Raw genomic sequence first — 20,539 nt, forward strand, 5'->3', positions numbered from 1 at the left:
AAATAAACCTGGAGGTATTGTTCTTTAATAACATAGGAGTTGGTAATTTGAGTAATATAGAACTATTAGCACCAGTAGGAAATTTTGATGCTCTAAGAGCAGCAGTATCAAATGGTGCAGATGCTGTATATCTTGGAGGAAAAAATTTTGGAGCAAGAGCATCAGCTAATAATTTTGATGCAGAGGAAATGAAAAAAGCAGTTGAGTATGCACATATAAGAGATGTTAAGGTATATGTAACTGTAAATACTCTTATAAAAGAAAATGAAATAAAATACTTTTTAAAATATATAAACTTTTTATATAACATAGACGTAGATGCCCTTATACTTCAAGACATAGGTATGACAAAACTGGTTAAAGAACATTTCCCGGATTTTGAAATACATGCAAGTACACAAATGGTTGCTCATTCACTTGAAGATGTTAAATACTTAGAAAAATTAGGGTTTAAAAGAGTTGTACTTGCAAGAGAACTTGAAGTAGGAGAAATAGAACATATATCTAAAAACACTTCTGTAGATATAGAAGTATTCGTACATGGAGCTTTATGTGTATGCTATTCAGGTCAATGTCTTATGAGTAGTATGATAGGAGGAAGGTCTGGAAATAGAGGAAGATGTGCTCAACCTTGCAGAAAAGTATATGATTTAATAGACAAGAGTAATAATTCAAGTGTTAAGCTAGAGGATAAGTATTTATTAAGCCCTAGAGATTTAAATACAATAGAAGAACTTGATAAAATAATAGATACAGGAGTTTTATCTTTAAAAATAGAAGGAAGAATGAAAAGAGCTGAGTATGTAGCTACAGTAGTTGGAGCATACAGAGAAGTTGTAGATTATTATATGAATAATAAAGAATTAAAAGTAAAAAAAGAAACTTTAGACGATTTATATAGTATCTTCAATAGAAGGTTTACTAAAGGATATATACTTGAAAAAAGTGGAAAAGAAATAATGAACCCTGAAAAACCTAATAATACAGGTCTTTATATAGGTAAGGTTGTAGATGTAGATAAAAGAAGGAATAAAATAACATTAAAGCTTGAAAATACACTTAAAAAAGGTGATGGACTAAGCGTTGGTGGAGGTAATGTAGGGAGAATACTCAAAAATAACAATATATTTACAGAGGCTCATGCGGGAGATACTATACAGCTTGATTTTAATATACCTATAAAAATAGGACAAGAAGTATATAAGACTTTAGATAGTGAACTTTTAGATAGAGCTAGAAGAACTTATGAAAATGAAGTTGAAGTTAAAAAGATTCCTATAAAAGGAAAGACAATATTAAAGCTTGATGAATATCCAACTCTTTTAATAAAAGATAAAGACGACAATAAGGTTAAAGTTGTAGGAAGTAAAAAAGTAGAAAAAGCTATAAAGGTAGCTTTATCAGATGAAAAAATAGAAACTCAATTATCAAAGCTTGGGAACACAGCTTATGAATTAGAATCTGTATTAATAGATAAAGACGAAAATATAAGCATACCTGTTAGTCTTTTAAATGAAATAAGAAGGGATGCTGTTGAAAAATTAAATTCTAAAAGAAAGAATATAAACAAGAGAAAATTATTAAAAATAGATACACAAGACAAAGAAAAATTAGATAAAAATGTAAGAGACACTAAGATGAATGTAAAGATAAGAAAAATGTCTCAGCTTAGAAAAATAGTAGATTTAGATATTGATACTATATACTATGAAGATATAGATACATTAAAAGATGCTATGAAATTATGTAAAGAGCATAATCAAAATATAGTGTACTGTCCTCCTAGAATACTTAGAAATAATCAATATAATATATTAGATGAAGCAACTGATATGGGAGTTGATAAATTTTTAGTATCTAACATTGGTATGATAAGTAAATTATCTGATTACAATATGTACGCAGACTATTATTTAAACGTATTCAATAGTGAAGCTATAGAGCATCTTAAAAATGAAAATATAAAATCGATATGTTTATCTCCTGAGCTTAATATGCATGAGATAAAAAATATTTTAAGTTACGTTGATATAGAAGCTGAATCAATAGTGTACTCTAGAATACCTTTAATGATAAGTGAATACTGTCCTATGGGAGTTTTGACTAGAGATTGTAATAAAGATAAAAGATGTGGAGCTTGTAATCAATATAAGTACTTAATAAAGGATGAAAAAGGACAAGAATTCCCGATAGATCAAGATAAATTCTGTAGGTCTGTAATATACAATTCTAAGATTTTATGTATGATTGATCACTTAGAAGATATATATAATTCAGGAGTTAATGTATTTAGATTAGAGTTTACATTTGAAGAAGAGAACTTTATAAGAGAAATAGTTAAAGCATATATAGATATAATAGATAATGACTTTGAAGGTAACGATAGTGATATGTATGAAAGATTGATAAACGAAGGAATTACTAAAGGACATTACTTAAGAGGTGTAGAATAAAGTATCAAGTGAAAAATATGCTAAAGGGGATGTTTATAAATGATATCAAGGGAAAATGCTGTAGAAATACTAAACAAACATTTGAGTACGGAACATCTAGTTAAGCACTCTTATGCAGTTGAGGCAGTTATGAGAAATCTTGCTAAAAAAATAGAACCAGAAAATGAAGAAAAATGGGCTATTGCTGGACTTTTACATGATCTTGATGCTGACTTATTAGATTACAAAAATGGAGAGGGAAATCTTCATGGACCAAAGGCTGTAGAATTATTAAAAGAAGAGGGCTTTGGAGATGAAGAAATGTATCACGCAATATGTGCACATAACAAAGACTGTGGAGTAAAAATAGAGAGTAAAATGGATCAAGCAATATATGCAGCAGATCCTATAACTGGATTTATAACTGCTATAACACTTGTTTATCCTGATAAAAAGATAAATAGTGTAAAGGTAAAATCTATAACGAAGAGAATGAAGGAAACAAGATTTGCAGCTGGGGCTGATAGAGGAGCTATGAAATCTATAGAAAAGCTTGGAATAACATTTGCAGAGTTTGCGGAGTTATCTCTTAATGCTATGAAGGAAATTTCTGATGATTTAGGATTATAGAATAATTTTAAAAGTATATTAGTACTTTAGTGAAAACTGAGGCTCATTGAAATACCGCTATTTAGTCAACATTTTAATAAAACTAAAGATTGTGATGTTTAAATATCTTAAAACTTCATAAACTCCCTTGAGGTCAAACAATGAAGTTTTTTAACAGATATTTAAACATCATAATCTAAGTTTTATAGTAAAATGTTAACCCAAAATAGCTAACATTTAAATGAGCCTCAGTTTTAAGTTTGTATATAATCTAGAATAAATATATACAAACTCAAAACTACTTATAAGGGAATCGAATGGAGGGGTTTTATTGGATGAAAGAAAATTAGAATCAGAAAGATTGTTTTTGAAACCTTTGTCATTTGAAGAATTATTAAGCATTAAAATTGGTATGTTTGAAAATATAGAAACTTTAATTGAATTTGAAGCAATATCTGATGATGTAAGATTAGCTATATCGAAAAAAATAGAAAAAATGAAAAATATAAATAAGGATATTCATGAATGGTATACATATTGGTTAATTATAGATAAAAATAAGCAATATGGAATAGGCTTTATTGGCTTTAAAGGAATATTATATGAAAGTGCATATTCAGAAGTTGGATATAGCATATCTCCTAATTATAGAGGTAGAAGGCTTATGACTGAAGCATTATCACTTTTAATAAATTGGGCTTCGAAATTTCCAAAGTGTAATGGGATTAAAGCAAGGGTATCAAAGTCAAATATAGGATCAAATAGGGTGTTAACTAATTGTAATTTTGATTTTATAGATTCTGTGGATGATGAAAATAATTACTTCTATAGGTTATGATTTTTTGATAAAAGGAGAAATAATTATGAAAAATTCTACTATGTGTTATATAAAAAAAGACAACAGAACACTTATGCTACATAGAACTAAAAAGCAAAATGATATACATGAAGGTAAGTGGGTAGGTCTTGGTGGTAAGATGGAACAAGGTGAAACTCCAGAAGAGTGTATAATAAGAGAGGTTAAAGAAGAAAGTGGACTTGATATATCAAATCCTAAATTGAAGGGAATACTTACTTTTCCAAAATTTAAGGATGATGAAGATTGGTATGTGTTTTTATTTACAGCTTATGATTATAGTGGAGAAATTATAGATTGTAATGAAGGCGATTTAAAGTGGGTAGATGATGATAAAATACAAGAACTTAATCTTTGGGAGGGAGATAGGCTGTTTTTAAAATGGATGCAGGAGTATGAATTTTTCTCAGGGAAAATAGTATATGAAAATAAAGAATTGATAGATTATAGTGTTAAAAATTATTAAAAATAATGGAACTTTTTATAACTATACATCGTCTAATATAGAGAAAGTAAATAAAAGGAGATGATTTGAAGTGAGAAGAAAAATAGCTTTTATTATGTCTTTGATAATGATGGTACTTACATTTATACCATCTATAAGCATAGCACAAGAAGATGATGGTTTGCAAAAAGCTATATTGAATGCTAAGAATAAATTTAATATAGGTGATGAATTTAAAAACTTTGAATACAATAAGAGCAATAATGGTAAAACTATTTGGAATTTAAACTGGAGTACAGATGAGAAGCTTAGTACAAGAATATATGTTTCGATAGACGCTGATGGAAATATTATAAGATATAGTAAGCATGACGCAAAAGAGAATTATGAAGCAAGTATAAATGTTATAAGCAAGAATGAAGCTAAAAAAATAGCAGATAAATTTATAAAAAATGTAGCTCCAGATCTTGCAGGTGAGCTAAAATATATAGAAGAAGATAATACTAACATACAAAGATATTCTTATTATTTTAATTATGTTAGATTAATTGACGGAGTTCATTTTCGTAATAATGGAGTTAGTATTGATGTAAATAAGCAGACTAAGGAAGTAATTGATTATGATGCAAAGTATAATTACAATATTAAATTTAAAGATGAGAATAAAGCAATAGGATTAGATGAAGCCAAACAAAAATATATTGACGAATTAGGACTTAAATTAGTTTATAGAAGAGGATATGATAAAGATTCAAAGCCATATCTTGTTTATACTACTAAATATGGAAGTTCTTATGCTATAGATGCTTTAACTGGTAAAAAAATAAAAATAGATTTACCTATTGGTTATCTTGAGGGGGGAAGAGCAAGTGATATGCTAAGTGTGAATAAGAAAACACTTGCTTTATCAGAGGAAGAGATAAAGGCTATAAATGAAGTTTCTAAATTAATAACCAAGGAAAAAGCAGATAAAATAGCTAGGGAATCTAAATTTATAAAAATATCTTCTGATTATAAATTAAATAGCTATTATTTAAATAAAAACTATTGGGGTGATGCTAAGTTTACATGGTATTTAGACTATAATTCAAAGGATAAAAAATTAGGAAGTATTAATGTATCTATAGATGCATCTACTGGAGATATAAAGGGATTCCACAAATATTTACCATATAAGGAAGAAGCTAAAGCAAAATACAATAAAGATTATGCAAAAAAAGAAACTGAGAAGTTTTTAAATGAGTTTTATAGTGAAAAAATGAATTCATTAAAGTATGACGATAGCTACGATGAATTATATGACATTAAAGAAAATAATAAGCCAAGATACTATAATTTTAAATTCAATAGAATGGTAAATGGTATAGAATATGAAAATAACTATATAACAATTGGATATGATGCAGTTGAGGGAAGTATAAATTCACTTAATATAGTATGGCATGATATTGAATTTAAGAAACCAAATGTTATAGATATAAATAAAGCTTACAGCATTTTATTTGATAAAATAGGTTTAAATCTTGAATATAAAATAGACTATGATTATGAGAATAACAAAGAAAAAGAATACGCTAAATTGGTTTATACTTTAAATAATACTATTCCCCATAATATAGATGCTGTTAATGGAGATATAATATACAATGATAAAGAAAAGTATAAAAAAGTTAAAAAAGTAGAATACAAGGATATAAAAAGACATTATGCACAAAATCAAATAGAAAAACTTAGTGAACTTGGAATAAAATTTGATGGAGAATATTTTAAGCCTGATGAAAAAATAACTCAAGTTGATTTCTTAAAATTCTATATGCAAACTATAAATTCTTATTATGATAACACTGATAGAATATATGAATACTTAATAAGAGAAGGAATAATAGATGAAAAGGATGTTAATCCAGATAAAGTAATAACTAAAAAAGAAGCATTAAAAATTATTATAGATGGATTAAAATATGAATCAGTAGCAAATATAAAAGGGATATTTAATTGTCCGTTTGAAGATGTAGATGAAAATTTCAAAGGATATGCATCTATAGGGTATGGACTTAACATAGTATCAGGATATGATAAGAAGTTAAATTTAAATGAAGAACTTACAAGAGCTAATGCAGCGATTATGATATATAACTATTTGAATAAGTAAAAAAAAGAAGCTATCTCAATATTTGATTGAGGTAGCTTCTTGATATATGAATATAATTTTCTACAATAGGGTATTATGAATAAGTAGGATTGTATTTAAATAGTAGAAAATGAGTATACAATTTTTAGGATATATGGTAGAATCGTATTCAAATAAAGATAATAACATCAACCATATGTTTCTAAACTTTGTTTGAATAAGAATAAGGAGGTAAATAAAATGGCTATTAATTTATCAAAAGGACAAAAAATTGATTTAACAAAAACTAATCCAGGACTAAAAAAAGTTATAGTAGGTTTAGGATGGGATGTTAATAAGTATGATGGAGGACATGACTTTGACTTAGATGCATCTGCCTTTTTATTGAATAGTTCAGGAAAAGCAGGCTCAGAAAAAGATTTCATATATTACAATAATAAGGTAGGAGTAAATAATTGTGTTGTACATAGTGGAGACAACTTAACAGGTGAAGGAGATGGTGATGATGAACAAATTAATATTGATTTGAGCCTTATTCCTACAGAATTAGAAAGAATGGCATTTACTATTACAATACATGAGGCGGAAACTAGAAAGCAAAATTTTGGTCAAGTATCTAATGCTTTTGTTAGAATAATAAATGAAGAAAATAAAGAAGAATTAATTAGATATGATTTAGGTGAAGATTTTTCTATAGAAACAGCTATCGTAGTTGCAGAACTTTATAGACATAATGGGGAATGGAAATTTAGTGCAGTAGGTAGTGGATATCAAGGGGGATTAGCAGCTTTAGTTAATTCATATGGATTGTAGAAAAAATTAAACTATAGGGGGTTTTCTTATGGCAATTCAATTATCAAAAGGACAACGTATAGATTTAACAAAAACTAACCCAGGATTAACAAAAGTTATTGTTGGTCTAGGATGGGATACAAATAAATATGATGGAGGGCATGATTTTGATCTAGATGCATCTGCTTTCTTAACTGATAAAAATGGAAAAGTTATAAATGAAATAGATTTTGTTTTTTATAACAATTTAAAAGGCGGAAATGGTTCTGTTATACATACAGGGGACAATCGTACTGGAGAAGGTGATGGAGATGATGAACAAATAAAAATAGACTTCAGTAAGGTTCCGCAAAATATAGATAAAATAGCTATATCTATTACAATACATGATGCAGTTGCTAGAGCACAGAACTTTGGGCAAGTATCAAATGCTTTTGTTAGGGTAGTCAATGAGGAAAGTAATCAAGAGATTGTTCGCTATGACTTAGGAGAAGATTTTTCTATAGAAACAGCTATGGTAGTATGTGAACTTTATAGACATAATGGGGAATGGAAATTTAATGCTATAGGAAGCGGGTTCTCGGGAGGATTAGGAGATCTTTGTCGTAACTATGGACTTTCAGTTTAACAATATATAAATTTATTTGATTTTAAGGTGCTTTATTTTATAAAGCACCTTAAAATTGTGTAAATTTAATATGAAAAATCATAAGGATTCAAATTTAACTGATTACAAATTTCAATTAGTACTTGTTTTTCGTTTTGATCTAAGGCACCATCTGAATATCCTACTGCAACACAGTAATTTACTATAAGTACAGATAATTCAATGTTGCCTCTAATAAAACTTAAAGTTCTAATAGCCTCAGCTTTTCCCATTATAGGGTCTTGCTTAATTCTACTTACAAAATAATTAAAGCGAGACATAATTGTATTTATATCAAAAAAACGAAGAGTTTCATTTTGATTTATAAATTCAGCTATTTTTTGTTTCTCGCGGTTATCTAGTCTACCATCTGCCATAGAAATTAATGCAAATGAAGCTACTATTGGGTCTAATAAATCTTTACTCTTATATTTATTCAAAAGCTCAAGTACTTTTTTCTTTTGATCATTTATTATGTTTTTGTATTTATCTTGTTCTATAGACCATTTAGTACCACAAGAGTTACAATTGAATACAAGATCGTCTTTTCCTATAAATCCGCCTAACATACCAAGAGGACCTAGAAGAACTCCACCTATGGCTGATTTTCCAATTCCAAATCCTTTTTTCTCATTGGTAACATTATTAGAATTGCAACGAGGACATATTATATTATGTTGAGAATTCATATGATTATTGTTATAACTAAGGTTATTATTGTTATAACTAAGGTTATTATTGTTATTATAACTAAGGTTATTATTGTTATTATAACTAAGGTTATTATTGTTATTATAGCTAAGGCTATTGTTGTTGTTATAACTAAGATTATTATTATTGTTGTTATTATAACTCATATTCATGTCAGGTGCAGGGGTTATATTTTGCATTTGTTGTGGAGAAATATAGGATTGGTTAGAAGGCATTATAGACTGTGTTGAAGTTTTAACTTTATCTTCCTGTACCTGTATACCGAAGTTATTACAAAGTGCAGCTAATCCTCCTTGAAACCCACTGCCAATAGCATTGAATTTCCACTCATTATTATATCGATAAATTTCGGCTATGACTATTGCTGTTTCAACAGAAAAATCTTTTCCAAGTTCATAACGAAATAATTCTTTGTTTGTTTGCCCATTAAATATTTTTATATAAGCATTTTGAACTTGTCCAAAATTCTGTCTACGAGCATTTGCTTGGTGTATAGTAAGAGTGAATGCAATGCGTTGAATATAGTTAGGCAATTTTGATAACTCTATTTTTGTTTGTCTATTGTCTATATTATTAAATTTGTTTTGATTGTTTTCGTTATATACTACAGCACCTTGTGCACCAACTGGATTATTATAAAATATAAGATCGTTTTCATTTTGAACTTTACCTGATTCGGTAAGTAAAAAAGTGGAAGCATCTAAATCAATCATATTAGTTGAATCTATATTCCACCCTAATTCTATAATTACATCTTTTAAATAGGGGTCTGCTTTTATCAAAGATATTTTTTGTCCTTTTTTCAATAAAACTGACATAACAATCTGTCTCCTTTCAAACGAATAGATTTTAAATTTATTACTACACATTATTTATTCTACCATATAATGTTATTTTTATGTTAATATAAACTAAAGAACAAATGAAGAATATATCTTATTATGTTTTTAATGCTATTACAAAGATTATTAAAGGATTTAACTATCTTTGCATAGAAAAGTATAATATTAATTATGTTTATATTAAAAGTAAGGAGGGAATATTATGGCAATTAATTTACAAAAAGGGCAAAAAATAGATTTAACAAAAGGAAATGCAGGAATATCTAAGGTAATGGTAGGTCTTGGATGGGATCCAGTTGAAAGAAATCAAGGAGGGTTATTAAGTGGTTTATTTGGTGGAGGTAGACAGCACAGTATAGATTGTGATGCTTCTGTTTTGATGTTGAACTCTAATGAAAAAATAGGTGAGAAAAAGGATATAATTTATTTTGGAAATTTAAAGAGTGAATGTAGAAGTGTAGTACATACAGGGGATAATCTTACTGGAGATGGAGATGGAGATGACGAACAAATAATTGTAGACTTAAATAATGTTCCATCTAATATTCACAAGTTGGTGTTTATTGTAAATATATACGATTGTGTTAAAAGAAAACAAGATTTTGGATTAATCAAAAATGCTTTTATTAGAGTTGTTAATTCTTCTAATAGGCAAGAATTAATAAGATATAATTTAACTGATGATTATGTAGGAAGAACTACTTTAGTTGTAGGTGAAATGTATAGACATAATGGGGAATGGAAATTTGCAGCTGTTGGAGAAGGAACTAATGATCCATCTATAAGAGAATTTGTAAAAAGATATAAATAGATTTAATGTAAGATCAAGCAACTTACTATCTCCACTATCAATTCATTGATGGTGGAGGTATTAAACTATTTCCCTGGCAAAAGTAAGTTAGAAAATCAGAAAAGAGGGAAATATTAGGAGGAAATCATATGAAAAATAAATTTGCTGGACTAGATGAAAATTCAGTAGAAGAATCCAAAAAAAAATATGGAACTAATAAATTAGCATCAGTAGAAGTAGAAAGTTTTTGGGACAAGTTCAAGGGGAATTTTGAAGACCCTATAATAAAAATATTAATTTTAGCTCTTATAGTAAATGTGATATTTTTCTTTTTAGGAAAAACCGAGTGGTATGAATCTGTAGGTATAGTTGTAGCTATATTACTTGCAACATTAGTAGCTACTTGGTCAGAGTATACTAATGAAGAAAGCTTTCAGAAGCTACAAGAAGAAGCTTCTAAAATAAAATGTAAGGTATATAGAAGTGGTAAAGTAAAAGAAATACTAATAGACGATATAGTTGTAGGTGACTTAATTTTACTGCAAACCGGGGATAAGATACCAGCAGATGGTGTTCTTATACAAGGTAACTTACAATTAGATCAATCAGTTTTAAATGGAGAAACAAAAGAAGCACAAAAATATACTTCAGATAAAAATTATAAATATGATAAAGATACTACTGATTTCTTAAATGAATACCAAGTATTTAGAGATACAGTAGTTGTATCAGGAGAAGCTGTTTTAGAGGTTAAAGTTGTTGGAGATGAAACTTTTTATGGCAAACTAGCTAAAGAAATGCAAACAGAAGAAAGAGAATCACCTCTTAAAGTAAAGCTTGGAAATCTAGCTGATGGAATTAGTAAATTTGGATATATAGGTTCTGTTTTTATAGCTTTTTCTTTTATGTTCAAAAAAATAGTTATAGACAATGGATATAATATGGCTAGTATAATAGGATATTGCTCAGATTGGCAGAACCCAGTAAATGATCTGGTTACAGCTATTATTTTAGCAATAATAATAGTAGTAGTTGCTGTTCCAGAAGGTCTTCCGATGATGATAGCTATGGTTCTATCACTAAATATGAAAAAGCTTTTGAGTGACAATATATTGGTTAGGAAATTGATAGGAATAGAAACAGCTGGAAGTTTAAATATATTATTCTCTGATAAAACAGGAACTATTACAAAGGGAGAGCTTGAAGTAATAACATTTGTAAATGGACAAAATGAATCGTATGATAAATTTAATAAAATACCGACAAGTTTAAAAACTATACTAGCTTTATCTATAATTGAAAATACTAATGCTATTTTTACAAGTTCAGGTGGAAATACTCAAATAATAGGTGGTAACGCAACAGAAAGAGCTGTTTTAGGATTTTTAGAGGAAGAGGCTAAATCTATTTCTTTCAAAAATGAAAAAGTTGTAGATATTCCTTTTAGTAGTGATAGAAAGTTTTCTGCAACCCAAATAAAAGGAGATCATAACTTAAGCTTAATAAAAGGTGCTCCAGAGAAAATAATTTCAAAGTGTAAATTTTATTATGATGAAAATGCAGATATACAAAAGTTAAATGATATATCTAAATTGGAGAACAAAATTGACGAATTGGCTAGTAGGTCTATTCGTGTTATAGCTGTTGCAACTTCAAGTGAAAATTTGGATGAAGAAAAAGAACTTAATGAATTAACTTTAGTTGGAATAATTGGAATAAGAGATGATTTAAGACAAGAATCAAAGAGAGCAATATTAGAGTCTCAGGAAGCTGGTATTCAAGTAGTTATGGTTACTGGTGATAGAAAAGAAACTGCTGTGGCAATTGCAAAAGAAGCAGGGTTATTAAAATCAGAAGATGATATGATTTTAACTTCTAGTGAACTTAAAGATTTGTCAGACGATCAATTAAAATCAATATTACCTAAAATTAAGGTAATAGCAAGAGCTTTACCTACTGATAAGAGTAGACTTGTTAGGGTATCTCAAGAACTTGACTTAGTGGTCGGCATGACAGGTGATGGAGTAAATGATGCACCAGCTCTTAAAAAAGCAGATGTTGGATTTAGTATGGGTAGTGGAACAGAGGTTGCAAAAGAAGCTGGAGACATAGTTGTTCTTGATGATAACTTTATGTCTATAGTAAAATCTGTTCTTTATGGAAGGACTATATACCATAGTATAAGAAAATTTATAACGTATCAATTAACAGTAAATGTTGGAGCTATTTTAATAGCTTTTATGGGTCCTTTTATAGGAGTAGATTTACCTCTTTCTATGACACAAATGTTATGGGTTAATTTGGTTATGGATACCTTAGCTGCACTTGCATTTGGAGGAGAGCCAGCTTTACATAGATATATGAAAGAAGCTCCTAAGAAAAGAAGTGAGTCTATAATAAGTAAGTATATGTGGAGTTCTATATTGACAAATGGTTGTTATGTTGCAGCTATAAGTATATTCTTTTTAAAGTCTAGTATGATTAGAAGTATATTTAGAGTAGGAGCACAAGGAAATGAAGAAATTTATTTCTTAACAGGATTCTTTGCCTTTTTCATATTTTTAAATGCTTTTAATACGTTTAATGCTAGAACAGAATCTATCAATTTATTTGATAATATAAAAGAAAATAGAGGTTTCTTAAAGGTAGTAGGCTTAATATTTGTAGTACAAATTATAATGACTTACTTTGGAGGAGAAATATTAAGAACTGCAGGATTGTATGGTAAAGAATGGATATGTATTGTTGCTTTATCTGTAACGATTATTCCTATAGATATTATTAGAAAAATACTAACGAAACCTCTACTTGATGAAGAATTAAAATAAAAAATGTATTAATTAAAGGCATGTGATTAATTTTTATTTTTAAAATTTAATTTCATGTCTTTTATATACTAATGTACTATAAAATTTTAATCTATAGAAAGGGATGAATTATGCAATATTTTAATTATTTAACTCCTGAAGATAAAAAATCAATTTTTTATTCTCTACCAATGTCATTTAAGAGAGATAGTGACAAAGAAATTCTTTCTTATGCCCTTGGTTCAACTTTATATATGCCAGCTACAAGAGAGCAAATTTCACAGGATATAATAACATCTAAATATGAAGGCTTAATGTCTATAGTCATTTGCTTAGAAGATGCTATTGGAGATAAAGAAGTAGATAAAGCAGAAGAATATCTTGTAAATAATTTAAAAAATATAATTTTGGCAATAGAGAAGGGTCAAATTAAATATGAGCAAATCCCATTGATATTTATAAGAGTAAGAAATCCAAAACAAATAAGTATTCTTGGTGAAAAAATTGGAAGTATGATAAAGCTTATAACTGGTTTTGTGTTTCCTAAATTCTCAATAAATAATGGAAAAGATTATTTTGAAGAATTAAAAAAACTTAACTTTAAATTCAATAAAAAAATGTATGGAATGCCAATATTAGAAACATCAGATATAATTTATAAAGAAACTAGAGTTAAGTCTTTAGATAATATAAATCGAATATTAGATGAATACAGAGAATTAGTATTAAATATTAGAATAGGAGCAACCGATTTCTCAAGCTTATTTGGTATTAGAAGAAGCTATGATGTGACTATTTATGATATTGCTGTTATTAGAGACTGTATAGTAGATATTATAAATTTATTTTCTAGGTCAGATAGAGATTATGTTGTTTCAGGACCTGTATGGGAGTATTTTTATAAGGAAGATAGAGTTCTTAAACCACAATTAAGACAAAGTCCATTTCAAGATACTTATGGATTAGAAGGAATTAAGATTAGAGATAATATTTTAAATAAATATATAGATGGTTTAATCAAAGAAGTATCTCTAGATAAGGTAAATGGATTAGTTGGCAAGACTATTATTCACCCAAGTCATATTTCTCCTGTTCAGGCATTACATGTTGTAAGTCATGAAGACTATATAGATGCTTGTAGTGTTCTGGATAATAATAATGGAGAATTAGGTGTTATGAAAAGCCAATATCGAAATAAAATGAATGAGATTAAACCACATATCAATTGGGCCAATAAAATAGTTATGAAAGGAAAAATTTATGGAGTCTTTAACGAAAAGAAAAATTTCACAAGCTTGCTTGAAAAAAATATATACGTATAATATTTTGGACGATTTAAAACTAGAGGTATGTATAAAGGATAATCCCTATCAAATATCATTAGATAAATTGTTCAATATGGCTGCAAGAAAAAATAAAAAAAGATCATTTTTATTTGTTAGTAAAGTATTAGGAAAGCATATTCCAGTAAATCCATATATTCCACTGATAGCTGGGTCAGCACTTGCAACAAGATATATGCAGATAGTACATAATGAAGATCCAAAAAATATTAAAGAATTAATAAATGCATTCAATGAAGAAGAAAATATAAAGGAAGCATATGAGAGTATTTATAAAAAATGTTTTGAACTTCCAAAGAATTGTATATTCATTGGCTTTGCTGAAACAGCTACTGCATTAGGACAATCAATGTATAGTTGCTTTTCAAACAGTGGAGTATATATTCATACTACTAGAGAATCAATTTCAAATTTAAATTCAATAATAAATTTTGAAGAAGAACATTCTCATGCTACATCTCATAGATTCTATAGCATTAATGATAATATATTAAAATCAGAAGATACGGTTGTATTAGTAGATGATGAAATTACAACAGGAAAAACAGCGTTGAACATTATAGATTCTATTCAAAAACAGTATCCGAGAAAAAAATACGTTGTAGCTTCATTACTAGATTGGAGATCTGATGAGGATATACAAAAATTTAAAGAAAAAGAAAAGGAATTAGATATATCCATTAAAATGGTATCTTTACTATATGGGAATATTAAAGAACAAGGCAAAATAAATGAAGAAATTAAATCAAATACCAGAGATGTATTAGATTTAAAAAATGATTGTAGTATAAAATATATAGATTTAAGCAATTTTTTTGAAAACCTTATTTCTGGAGATTATAAGGAAGGATTGAGTTGTAAGAATCCTTATTTATTAGAGACTGGAAGGTTTGGAATTAAAGAAGAAAATAAAGAATATATTGAGTGTAAAACAAAGGAAATTGGCAATTATTTAAAAAAAATGAGAACTGGAAGAAATACTCTTTGTCTTGGAACTGGGGAATTTATGTATATACCTATGAAAATAGCAAGCTATATGGGGGAAGGAGTAAGGTATCATTCAACTACAAGAAGTCCTATCTATCCATATGATAAAAGAGGATATGGAGCAAAAAATGCTTTTCAATTTGAATGTCCAGAGGATAATTCTATAACAAACTATATATATAATATTCCATATGGATATTATGATGATATCTACATATTTTTTGAAAGAGGAATGAAAAAAGAAAATTTAAACTCAATATTGAAAGTTCTAAAAAAACAAGGAAGTTTAAATATTTTTATTGTTACATGCTCAGGAGAGATTGAAGAAGCAACACCTGTACATATGGGGAGTTATTCAAGTGATGATGTGATTTTCTTATTAAAGGATATTAGTGAATGTGTAGAAGAAGAATCTACAAAGGATAGAGAAAAGGCAATTCAATCAGGAAGACATTATTCGGAAATGCTACCTATAGAATATAAGCCTTCTTCAGAATATATAGATTTATTTCATATGTCATTAAAAGAATCAGCTGAGAAAATAGCTATTGCAGTAGGGGTTGTAGCAGAGAAAATAATAGAAAATAGAGGACTTGATATAGTAATTACTTCACTTGCTAGAGCTGGAACACCTATTGGTATATTAATAAAAAGATATATTAATTTTAAATACAAAATAGATATTCCTCATTATAGTATATCTATAATAAGAGGTAAGGGAATTGATGAGAATGCAATTTCCTATATTATAAAAAATCATCCAGATAAAGAAATTCAGTTTGTAGATGGTTGGACTGGTAAAGGAGCTATAACAAAAGTTTTAACAGAAGCTTGTGAAAAATTCAAGCAAAAGTATAACATATATTTAAATGATGATTTGGCAGCACTTGCAGACCCTGCTTATTGTATTTCAACATTTGGAACAAGAGAGGATTTCTTGATTCCTAGTGCTTGTCTTAATTCTACGGTATCAGGACTTGTTAGTCGAACTTTTCATAGAACAGATTTAATAAAAGAAACAGATTTTCACGGTGCAAAATACTATAAGGAACTAAAAGAAGAAGATGTATCTAATTTGTTTATAGATACTATTTGTGAACAATTTAAATATATATCAGATAAAATTAATAAAGCAGTAAACGAACAAAGTGATGATAATATAGAGCCTACTTGGGATGGATGGAAAAATATTCAAGATATACAAGAAGAGTTTGATATAAATGATATAAACTTAATTAAACCAGGAATAGGAGAAACGACAAGAGTTTTATTGAGGAGAATCCCTTGGAAGATTCTTATAAAGCAAGAAAATGACCCAAATTTAAAACATATCCTAGTTTTAGCAAAAGAGAAAAAAGTTCCAGTTGAAATATATACTAATATGACTTATAAGTGCTGTGGTCTTATAAAGTCTTTAAAAGGAGAAATATAATGCTATTTGCCTCTGACTTAGATAGAACTTTAATATACTCAAATAAATTTTTGGATAAAAAAGAACGTGAAGATGTACGATTAATAGAAACAAAGGGAGATAAAGAAATTTCTTTTATGACAAATAAAGCTATAGATAAGCTAAAAAAATTATCACAAAATATATGCTTTGTGCCAACAACAACTAGAACTATAGAGCAATATAAAAGAATTTCTATATTTCAAAGTGAAATTAAATCTAAGTATGCAGTGGTTAGTAATGGGGGAAACATAATAATAGATAACAAAGTTGATAAAATATGGAATGAATTAATCAGAAATAAAATGAAAAATGAAGCTGCATCAATTGAAGATGTATTAAAAAAATTTAATGAAATTAAAAATAAAGAATGGCTTATCTCTTGTAATACAGCAGATGAATTATTCTGTTATTGTATTGTTGATTGTGATAAATTTGAACAAGATAGTTTAAGCTATTTTATAGAATGGTTAGATATGAATAATTGGAATGTTTCAATGCAGGGACGAAAAATATATTTCATGCCTAATTGTGTAAATAAAAGAGACGCTATTCTCAATATAGCTAACAATATAGGGGCAAAACATATAGCCTCAGCAGGAGATTCTTACTTAGATTTATCTATGCTAAGTATTGCAGATTATGCAGTATCACCTCTTCATGGAGAAATATACAATATATATACAAATGAAAAATATGAGGATATAAAACTAGACTTTACACTATCCTCTGGAATTCTAGCTTCAGAAGAAATTTTGGAGAATGTAGAGAAGTTTTCAAATGATAAATATATAGAAACTGCATTGGGATAATAAGGGGATGTAGTTTCTAATCGCAAATAAATGGGATTCAAATACCGATAATGTGTTAAATTTTTTGCGTAAAACTAAGCATTCTGTCTTATTGAAGGTACTAAAAGTTCTAAACTCCCGTTGGTCAGACAACGAACTTTCTTAACGCACCTTCAAACGACAGAATACAAGTTTTAAGCAAAAATATTTAAATCATTCTCTAACATTAGAATCCCATTTATTTTTGGTGGGATAGTTTAACCCTTAAGCATTCTAGCTTTTATAAAAGCCTTAGCTTGATGGCTATAGTCTCGTCAACTATCCTACAAAAACCAATATATTAGCCACGTTAAGAGCCATAAACCTTGGTATATGGGATTTATATACAATAGACTATTTTTAATTATAAATCCTATTAAAACATGCACCATAAATAGCTAAGTAAGAATCATATTTATAAAGAATTATCAAAAAATAAATACGAAAAAAATATTCGTATACTTGCATTATAATGTGTAAAATTGTATATTATATATTATAATACAAAAAAAATATTCGCAAGGAGGAAATTATGCTTTCTCAATTTACGTTTAAAAATTATAAATGTTTCAAGGATGAAACTATATTAGATATGCAAGCAGTAACTATAACAGAATTAGAGGATACTATAATTAAAGATAAAAAAGATGGAGAGCGTTTTATACCAGTAGCATCTATATATGGACCAAATGGAAGTGGGAAATCTACTGTTCTTGAAGCTATATGGCATTTAACAAGTAAGATAATGTTTCCAATAGTTATGTTTGAAAATACAGAAGACAAAGAAAATATTACTCAAAATAATACTATGCCTTTCATGCTAGATGATATATCTAAAGATGAGCCTACTGAATTTCATATTATATTTAGATATAATGACACTGAATTTAATTACTATATTAGCTTTTTAGAAAATAAAATTTTAAACGAAAGTTTATACAAGATAAACATAGGAGAGAAAAAAGAGAGTGAAATATTTTATAGAGGTGAAAATGAAATAAAAAATGGGAGTTTGCTTAAATCTGTGTCAAAGACTGAAATATCCTCTAAAATGCCATATTTATCTTTTTTAAAAATTAATTATAATATATCCATTATAAATGAAGTAATCGAATGGTTTGGCAAATGTGACTACAGTCATTATGGAAAATCCTTTGAAGAAAGACACTTTTTCTTTCCTAAAGATAACAAAGGTAAAGAACTTATAATATCAGTCTTAAATGAAATGGATATTGATATAAATGATATAGAAATAAAAAAAGATGATAAAGATAAAATTGAAGATATTATTACAATTCGTAATCGTGGAAGTGAAAAATATCCTTTAAGTTTTTTTGATGAATCTAGTGGAACAATTAAAGTAATAACTCTACTACCTAAAGTCTTAGATTCTATTGTGCATGGTAAGCTAATGATTATTGATGAGTTAGATGCAAAATTACATCCAAAACTATTGAGATATATTATAAATTTATTTAAAAACCCTGAAATCAACAAATTTGGAGCACAATTAATATTTACTTCACATGACTTGACTATTATGAAAAATGACTTATTTAGACGTGATGAGATATGGTTTACAGCAAAAAACAAAAATGATGTTTCAGAGCTATACTCTCTAATAGAGTTAAGAGATGAAAAAGGTGAGTTAATTAGAAAAAATTCAAGATTTGATAAGCAATATTTAGAAGGTAGATATGGAGCTGATCCATATTTTCGAAGCATTATTGATTGGGAGGTTTTATTAGATGAGTAAAAAACCACTCAAAAGAGATGAATTAAAAAGAAGGATGCAAAAGAAAAAAAGGAAAGAGGGTTCAAGACTTGTACAACCAGAGAGATATTTAATTATATGTGAGGGAAAAAAGACAGAGCCGTATTATTTTAAAGGTATACAAAAAAGAATTGAAGAAAAGTATAACCAACGAATTAATGTTACAAGTCACCCAACATTAAAGGTTGAAGGTGTTGGCAGAAGTTGTTTATCTTTGCTTGATTATGCTCAAACTATTATTGATAATGAAAAAAAGAAAAATAGAGAATATGATCATGTATGGTTAGTATATGATTTAGATGACTTTCCATGTGATGATTTTGATAATACAGTTTATTCAGTTAATTCAATGAATGAAAGTAAAAATGATTCTAAAAAATGGCATGTAGCATGGTCAAATCAATGTATTGAACTATGGTTTTTGCTACACTTTAACAATTACAATACAGATATTCATAGAACAGGTTATTTTGAAAAATTAAGTGATATATTTAAATCTTATGGACTTGATAAATATGAGAAGAATAATGAAAATATATTTGAGATATTGATCGCATATGGGAGTTTAGAAAATGCTATAAATTATGCTAAACAATTATGTAAAGAAAATGAAGGGAAACCACCTTCAAAGATGGCACCTGCTACCAAAGTATATGAACTTGTGGAAATATTAAAACCTCATATATTTTAGTACACAATTGTAGAGGTAGTGTTTGCAAAATACGGATTTTATACGTTAAAATATATTCTCTAAGATATGGATTGCAAATCAATCAGATTATACGATACATTTAAATGGAGATAGATTTATAGGACCAGGATAAAAGGTATCAACAACTTTATAGGGATGGAATATTCGATTCATTTAATTTATGCTGATTTAATTGTTATCTTTAGTTTGAATCTTATGAAGTATACGTTATTTTTTGTATGATATAGCAATCCCTCATTCACCCCCTGTGGTAAGATAGTTGTCGTAGGAAAGAATTAATGATATTCTCGAATAAAGATAATGAAGGAGATTAGACCTATGGCAAAAAACAATAAAAGATATCCAATAGAAGAAAAACAGCAATTGATAAAAAGAATGCTGC

The 20,539-nt window shown here is 28.0% G+C and carries 15 protein-coding genes; 14 read left to right on the forward strand and 1 reads right to left on the reverse strand.

The annotated features are described in order from the left end of the window. Positions 1 to 47: 47 nt before the first annotated feature. From N4A48_RS08615 to N4A48_RS08645, 7 genes are all read left to right on the forward strand, one after another. Positions 48 to 2,453, forward strand: a complete 2,406-nt coding sequence (locus tag N4A48_RS08615; RefSeq protein WP_293665483.1) for a U32 family peptidase — start codon at positions 48 to 50, stop codon at positions 2,451 to 2,453. A gap of 39 nt (positions 2,454 to 2,492) precedes the next feature. Continuing rightward, positions 2,493 to 3,062: an HD domain-containing protein gene (locus N4A48_RS08620; RefSeq protein ID WP_293665485.1), complete on the forward strand. Its 570-nt coding sequence runs from the start codon at positions 2,493 to 2,495 to the stop codon at positions 3,060 to 3,062. Positions 3,063 to 3,372: 310 nt separating this feature from the next. Next, positions 3,373 to 3,879: a GNAT family N-acetyltransferase gene (locus N4A48_RS08625; protein WP_293665486.1), complete on the forward strand. Its 507-nt coding sequence runs from the start codon at positions 3,373 to 3,375 to the stop codon at positions 3,877 to 3,879. A 25-nt stretch (positions 3,880 to 3,904) separates the two neighbouring features. Next, positions 3,905 to 4,363 (forward strand): NUDIX hydrolase, encoded by a 459-nt coding sequence (locus N4A48_RS08630; RefSeq protein WP_330665084.1) that lies wholly within the window; start codon positions 3,905 to 3,907, stop codon positions 4,361 to 4,363. Between the two features lie 70 nt (positions 4,364 to 4,433). Then, a complete protein-coding gene (locus tag N4A48_RS08635) occupies positions 4,434 to 6,494 on the forward strand; it encodes a YcdB/YcdC domain-containing protein (protein WP_293665487.1) in 2,061 nt (686 codons plus the stop codon). A 219-nt stretch (positions 6,495 to 6,713) separates the two neighbouring features. Next, on the forward strand, positions 6,714 to 7,286 hold the full coding sequence (locus tag N4A48_RS08640; RefSeq protein WP_293665488.1) for a TerD family protein: 573 nt from the start codon (positions 6,714 to 6,716) through the stop codon (positions 7,284 to 7,286). Between the two features lie 28 nt (positions 7,287 to 7,314). Further along, a complete protein-coding gene (locus N4A48_RS08645) occupies positions 7,315 to 7,893 on the forward strand; it encodes a TerD family protein (protein ID WP_293665489.1) in 579 nt (192 codons plus the stop codon). 65 nt (positions 7,894 to 7,958) lie between these two features. Here N4A48_RS08645 and N4A48_RS08650 read toward each other — a convergent pair whose 3' ends face one another. Continuing rightward, complete coding sequence (locus N4A48_RS08650) at positions 7,959 to 9,440, reverse strand: TerD family protein (RefSeq protein WP_293665490.1); 1,482 nt, start codon at positions 9,438 to 9,440, stop codon at positions 7,959 to 7,961. 226 nt (positions 9,441 to 9,666) lie between these two features. On the opposite strand from N4A48_RS08650, the gene N4A48_RS08655 reads away from it, so the two are divergent. From N4A48_RS08655 to N4A48_RS08690, 7 genes are all read left to right on the forward strand, one after another. Further along, positions 9,667 to 10,275, forward strand: coding sequence for a TerD family protein (locus N4A48_RS08655; RefSeq protein ID WP_293665491.1), 609 nt, complete (start codon positions 9,667 to 9,669; stop codon positions 10,273 to 10,275). A gap of 128 nt (positions 10,276 to 10,403) precedes the next feature. Next, positions 10,404 to 13,082, forward strand: coding sequence for a calcium-translocating P-type ATPase, PMCA-type (locus tag N4A48_RS08660; RefSeq protein ID WP_293665492.1), 2,679 nt, complete (start codon positions 10,404 to 10,406; stop codon positions 13,080 to 13,082). 170 nt (positions 13,083 to 13,252) lie between these two features. After that, a complete protein-coding gene (locus N4A48_RS08665; RefSeq protein WP_293665493.1) occupies positions 13,253 to 14,383 on the forward strand; it encodes an HpcH/HpaI aldolase/citrate lyase family protein in 1,131 nt (376 codons plus the stop codon). Continuing rightward, positions 14,322 to 16,823 carry a phosphoribosyltransferase gene (locus N4A48_RS14970; protein ID WP_330665085.1) on the forward strand — a complete coding sequence of 834 codons (2,502 nt, stop codon included), beginning with the start codon at positions 14,322 to 14,324 and terminating at the stop codon, positions 16,821 to 16,823. Before N4A48_RS08665 ends, N4A48_RS14970 begins: the two co-directional genes overlap by 62 nt. Continuing rightward, positions 16,823 to 17,653 (forward strand): HAD family hydrolase, encoded by an 831-nt coding sequence (locus N4A48_RS08680; protein ID WP_293665494.1) that lies wholly within the window; start codon positions 16,823 to 16,825, stop codon positions 17,651 to 17,653. The genes N4A48_RS14970 and N4A48_RS08680 overlap by 1 nt, the downstream gene beginning before the upstream one ends. Before the next feature lie 550 nt (positions 17,654 to 18,203). Next, positions 18,204 to 19,427, forward strand: coding sequence for an AAA family ATPase (locus N4A48_RS08685; RefSeq protein WP_293665495.1), 1,224 nt, complete (start codon positions 18,204 to 18,206; stop codon positions 19,425 to 19,427). Then, positions 19,420 to 20,136, forward strand: a complete 717-nt coding sequence (locus tag N4A48_RS08690) for an RloB family protein (RefSeq protein WP_293665496.1) — start codon at positions 19,420 to 19,422, stop codon at positions 20,134 to 20,136. The genes N4A48_RS08685 and N4A48_RS08690 overlap by 8 nt, the downstream gene beginning before the upstream one ends. Positions 20,137 to 20,539 lie beyond the last annotated feature (403 nt).

The sequence above is a fragment of the Tepidibacter sp. genome (assembly GCF_025210165.1).
Taxonomy (GTDB): Bacteria; Bacillota; Clostridia; order Peptostreptococcales; family Peptostreptococcaceae; genus Tepidibacter_A.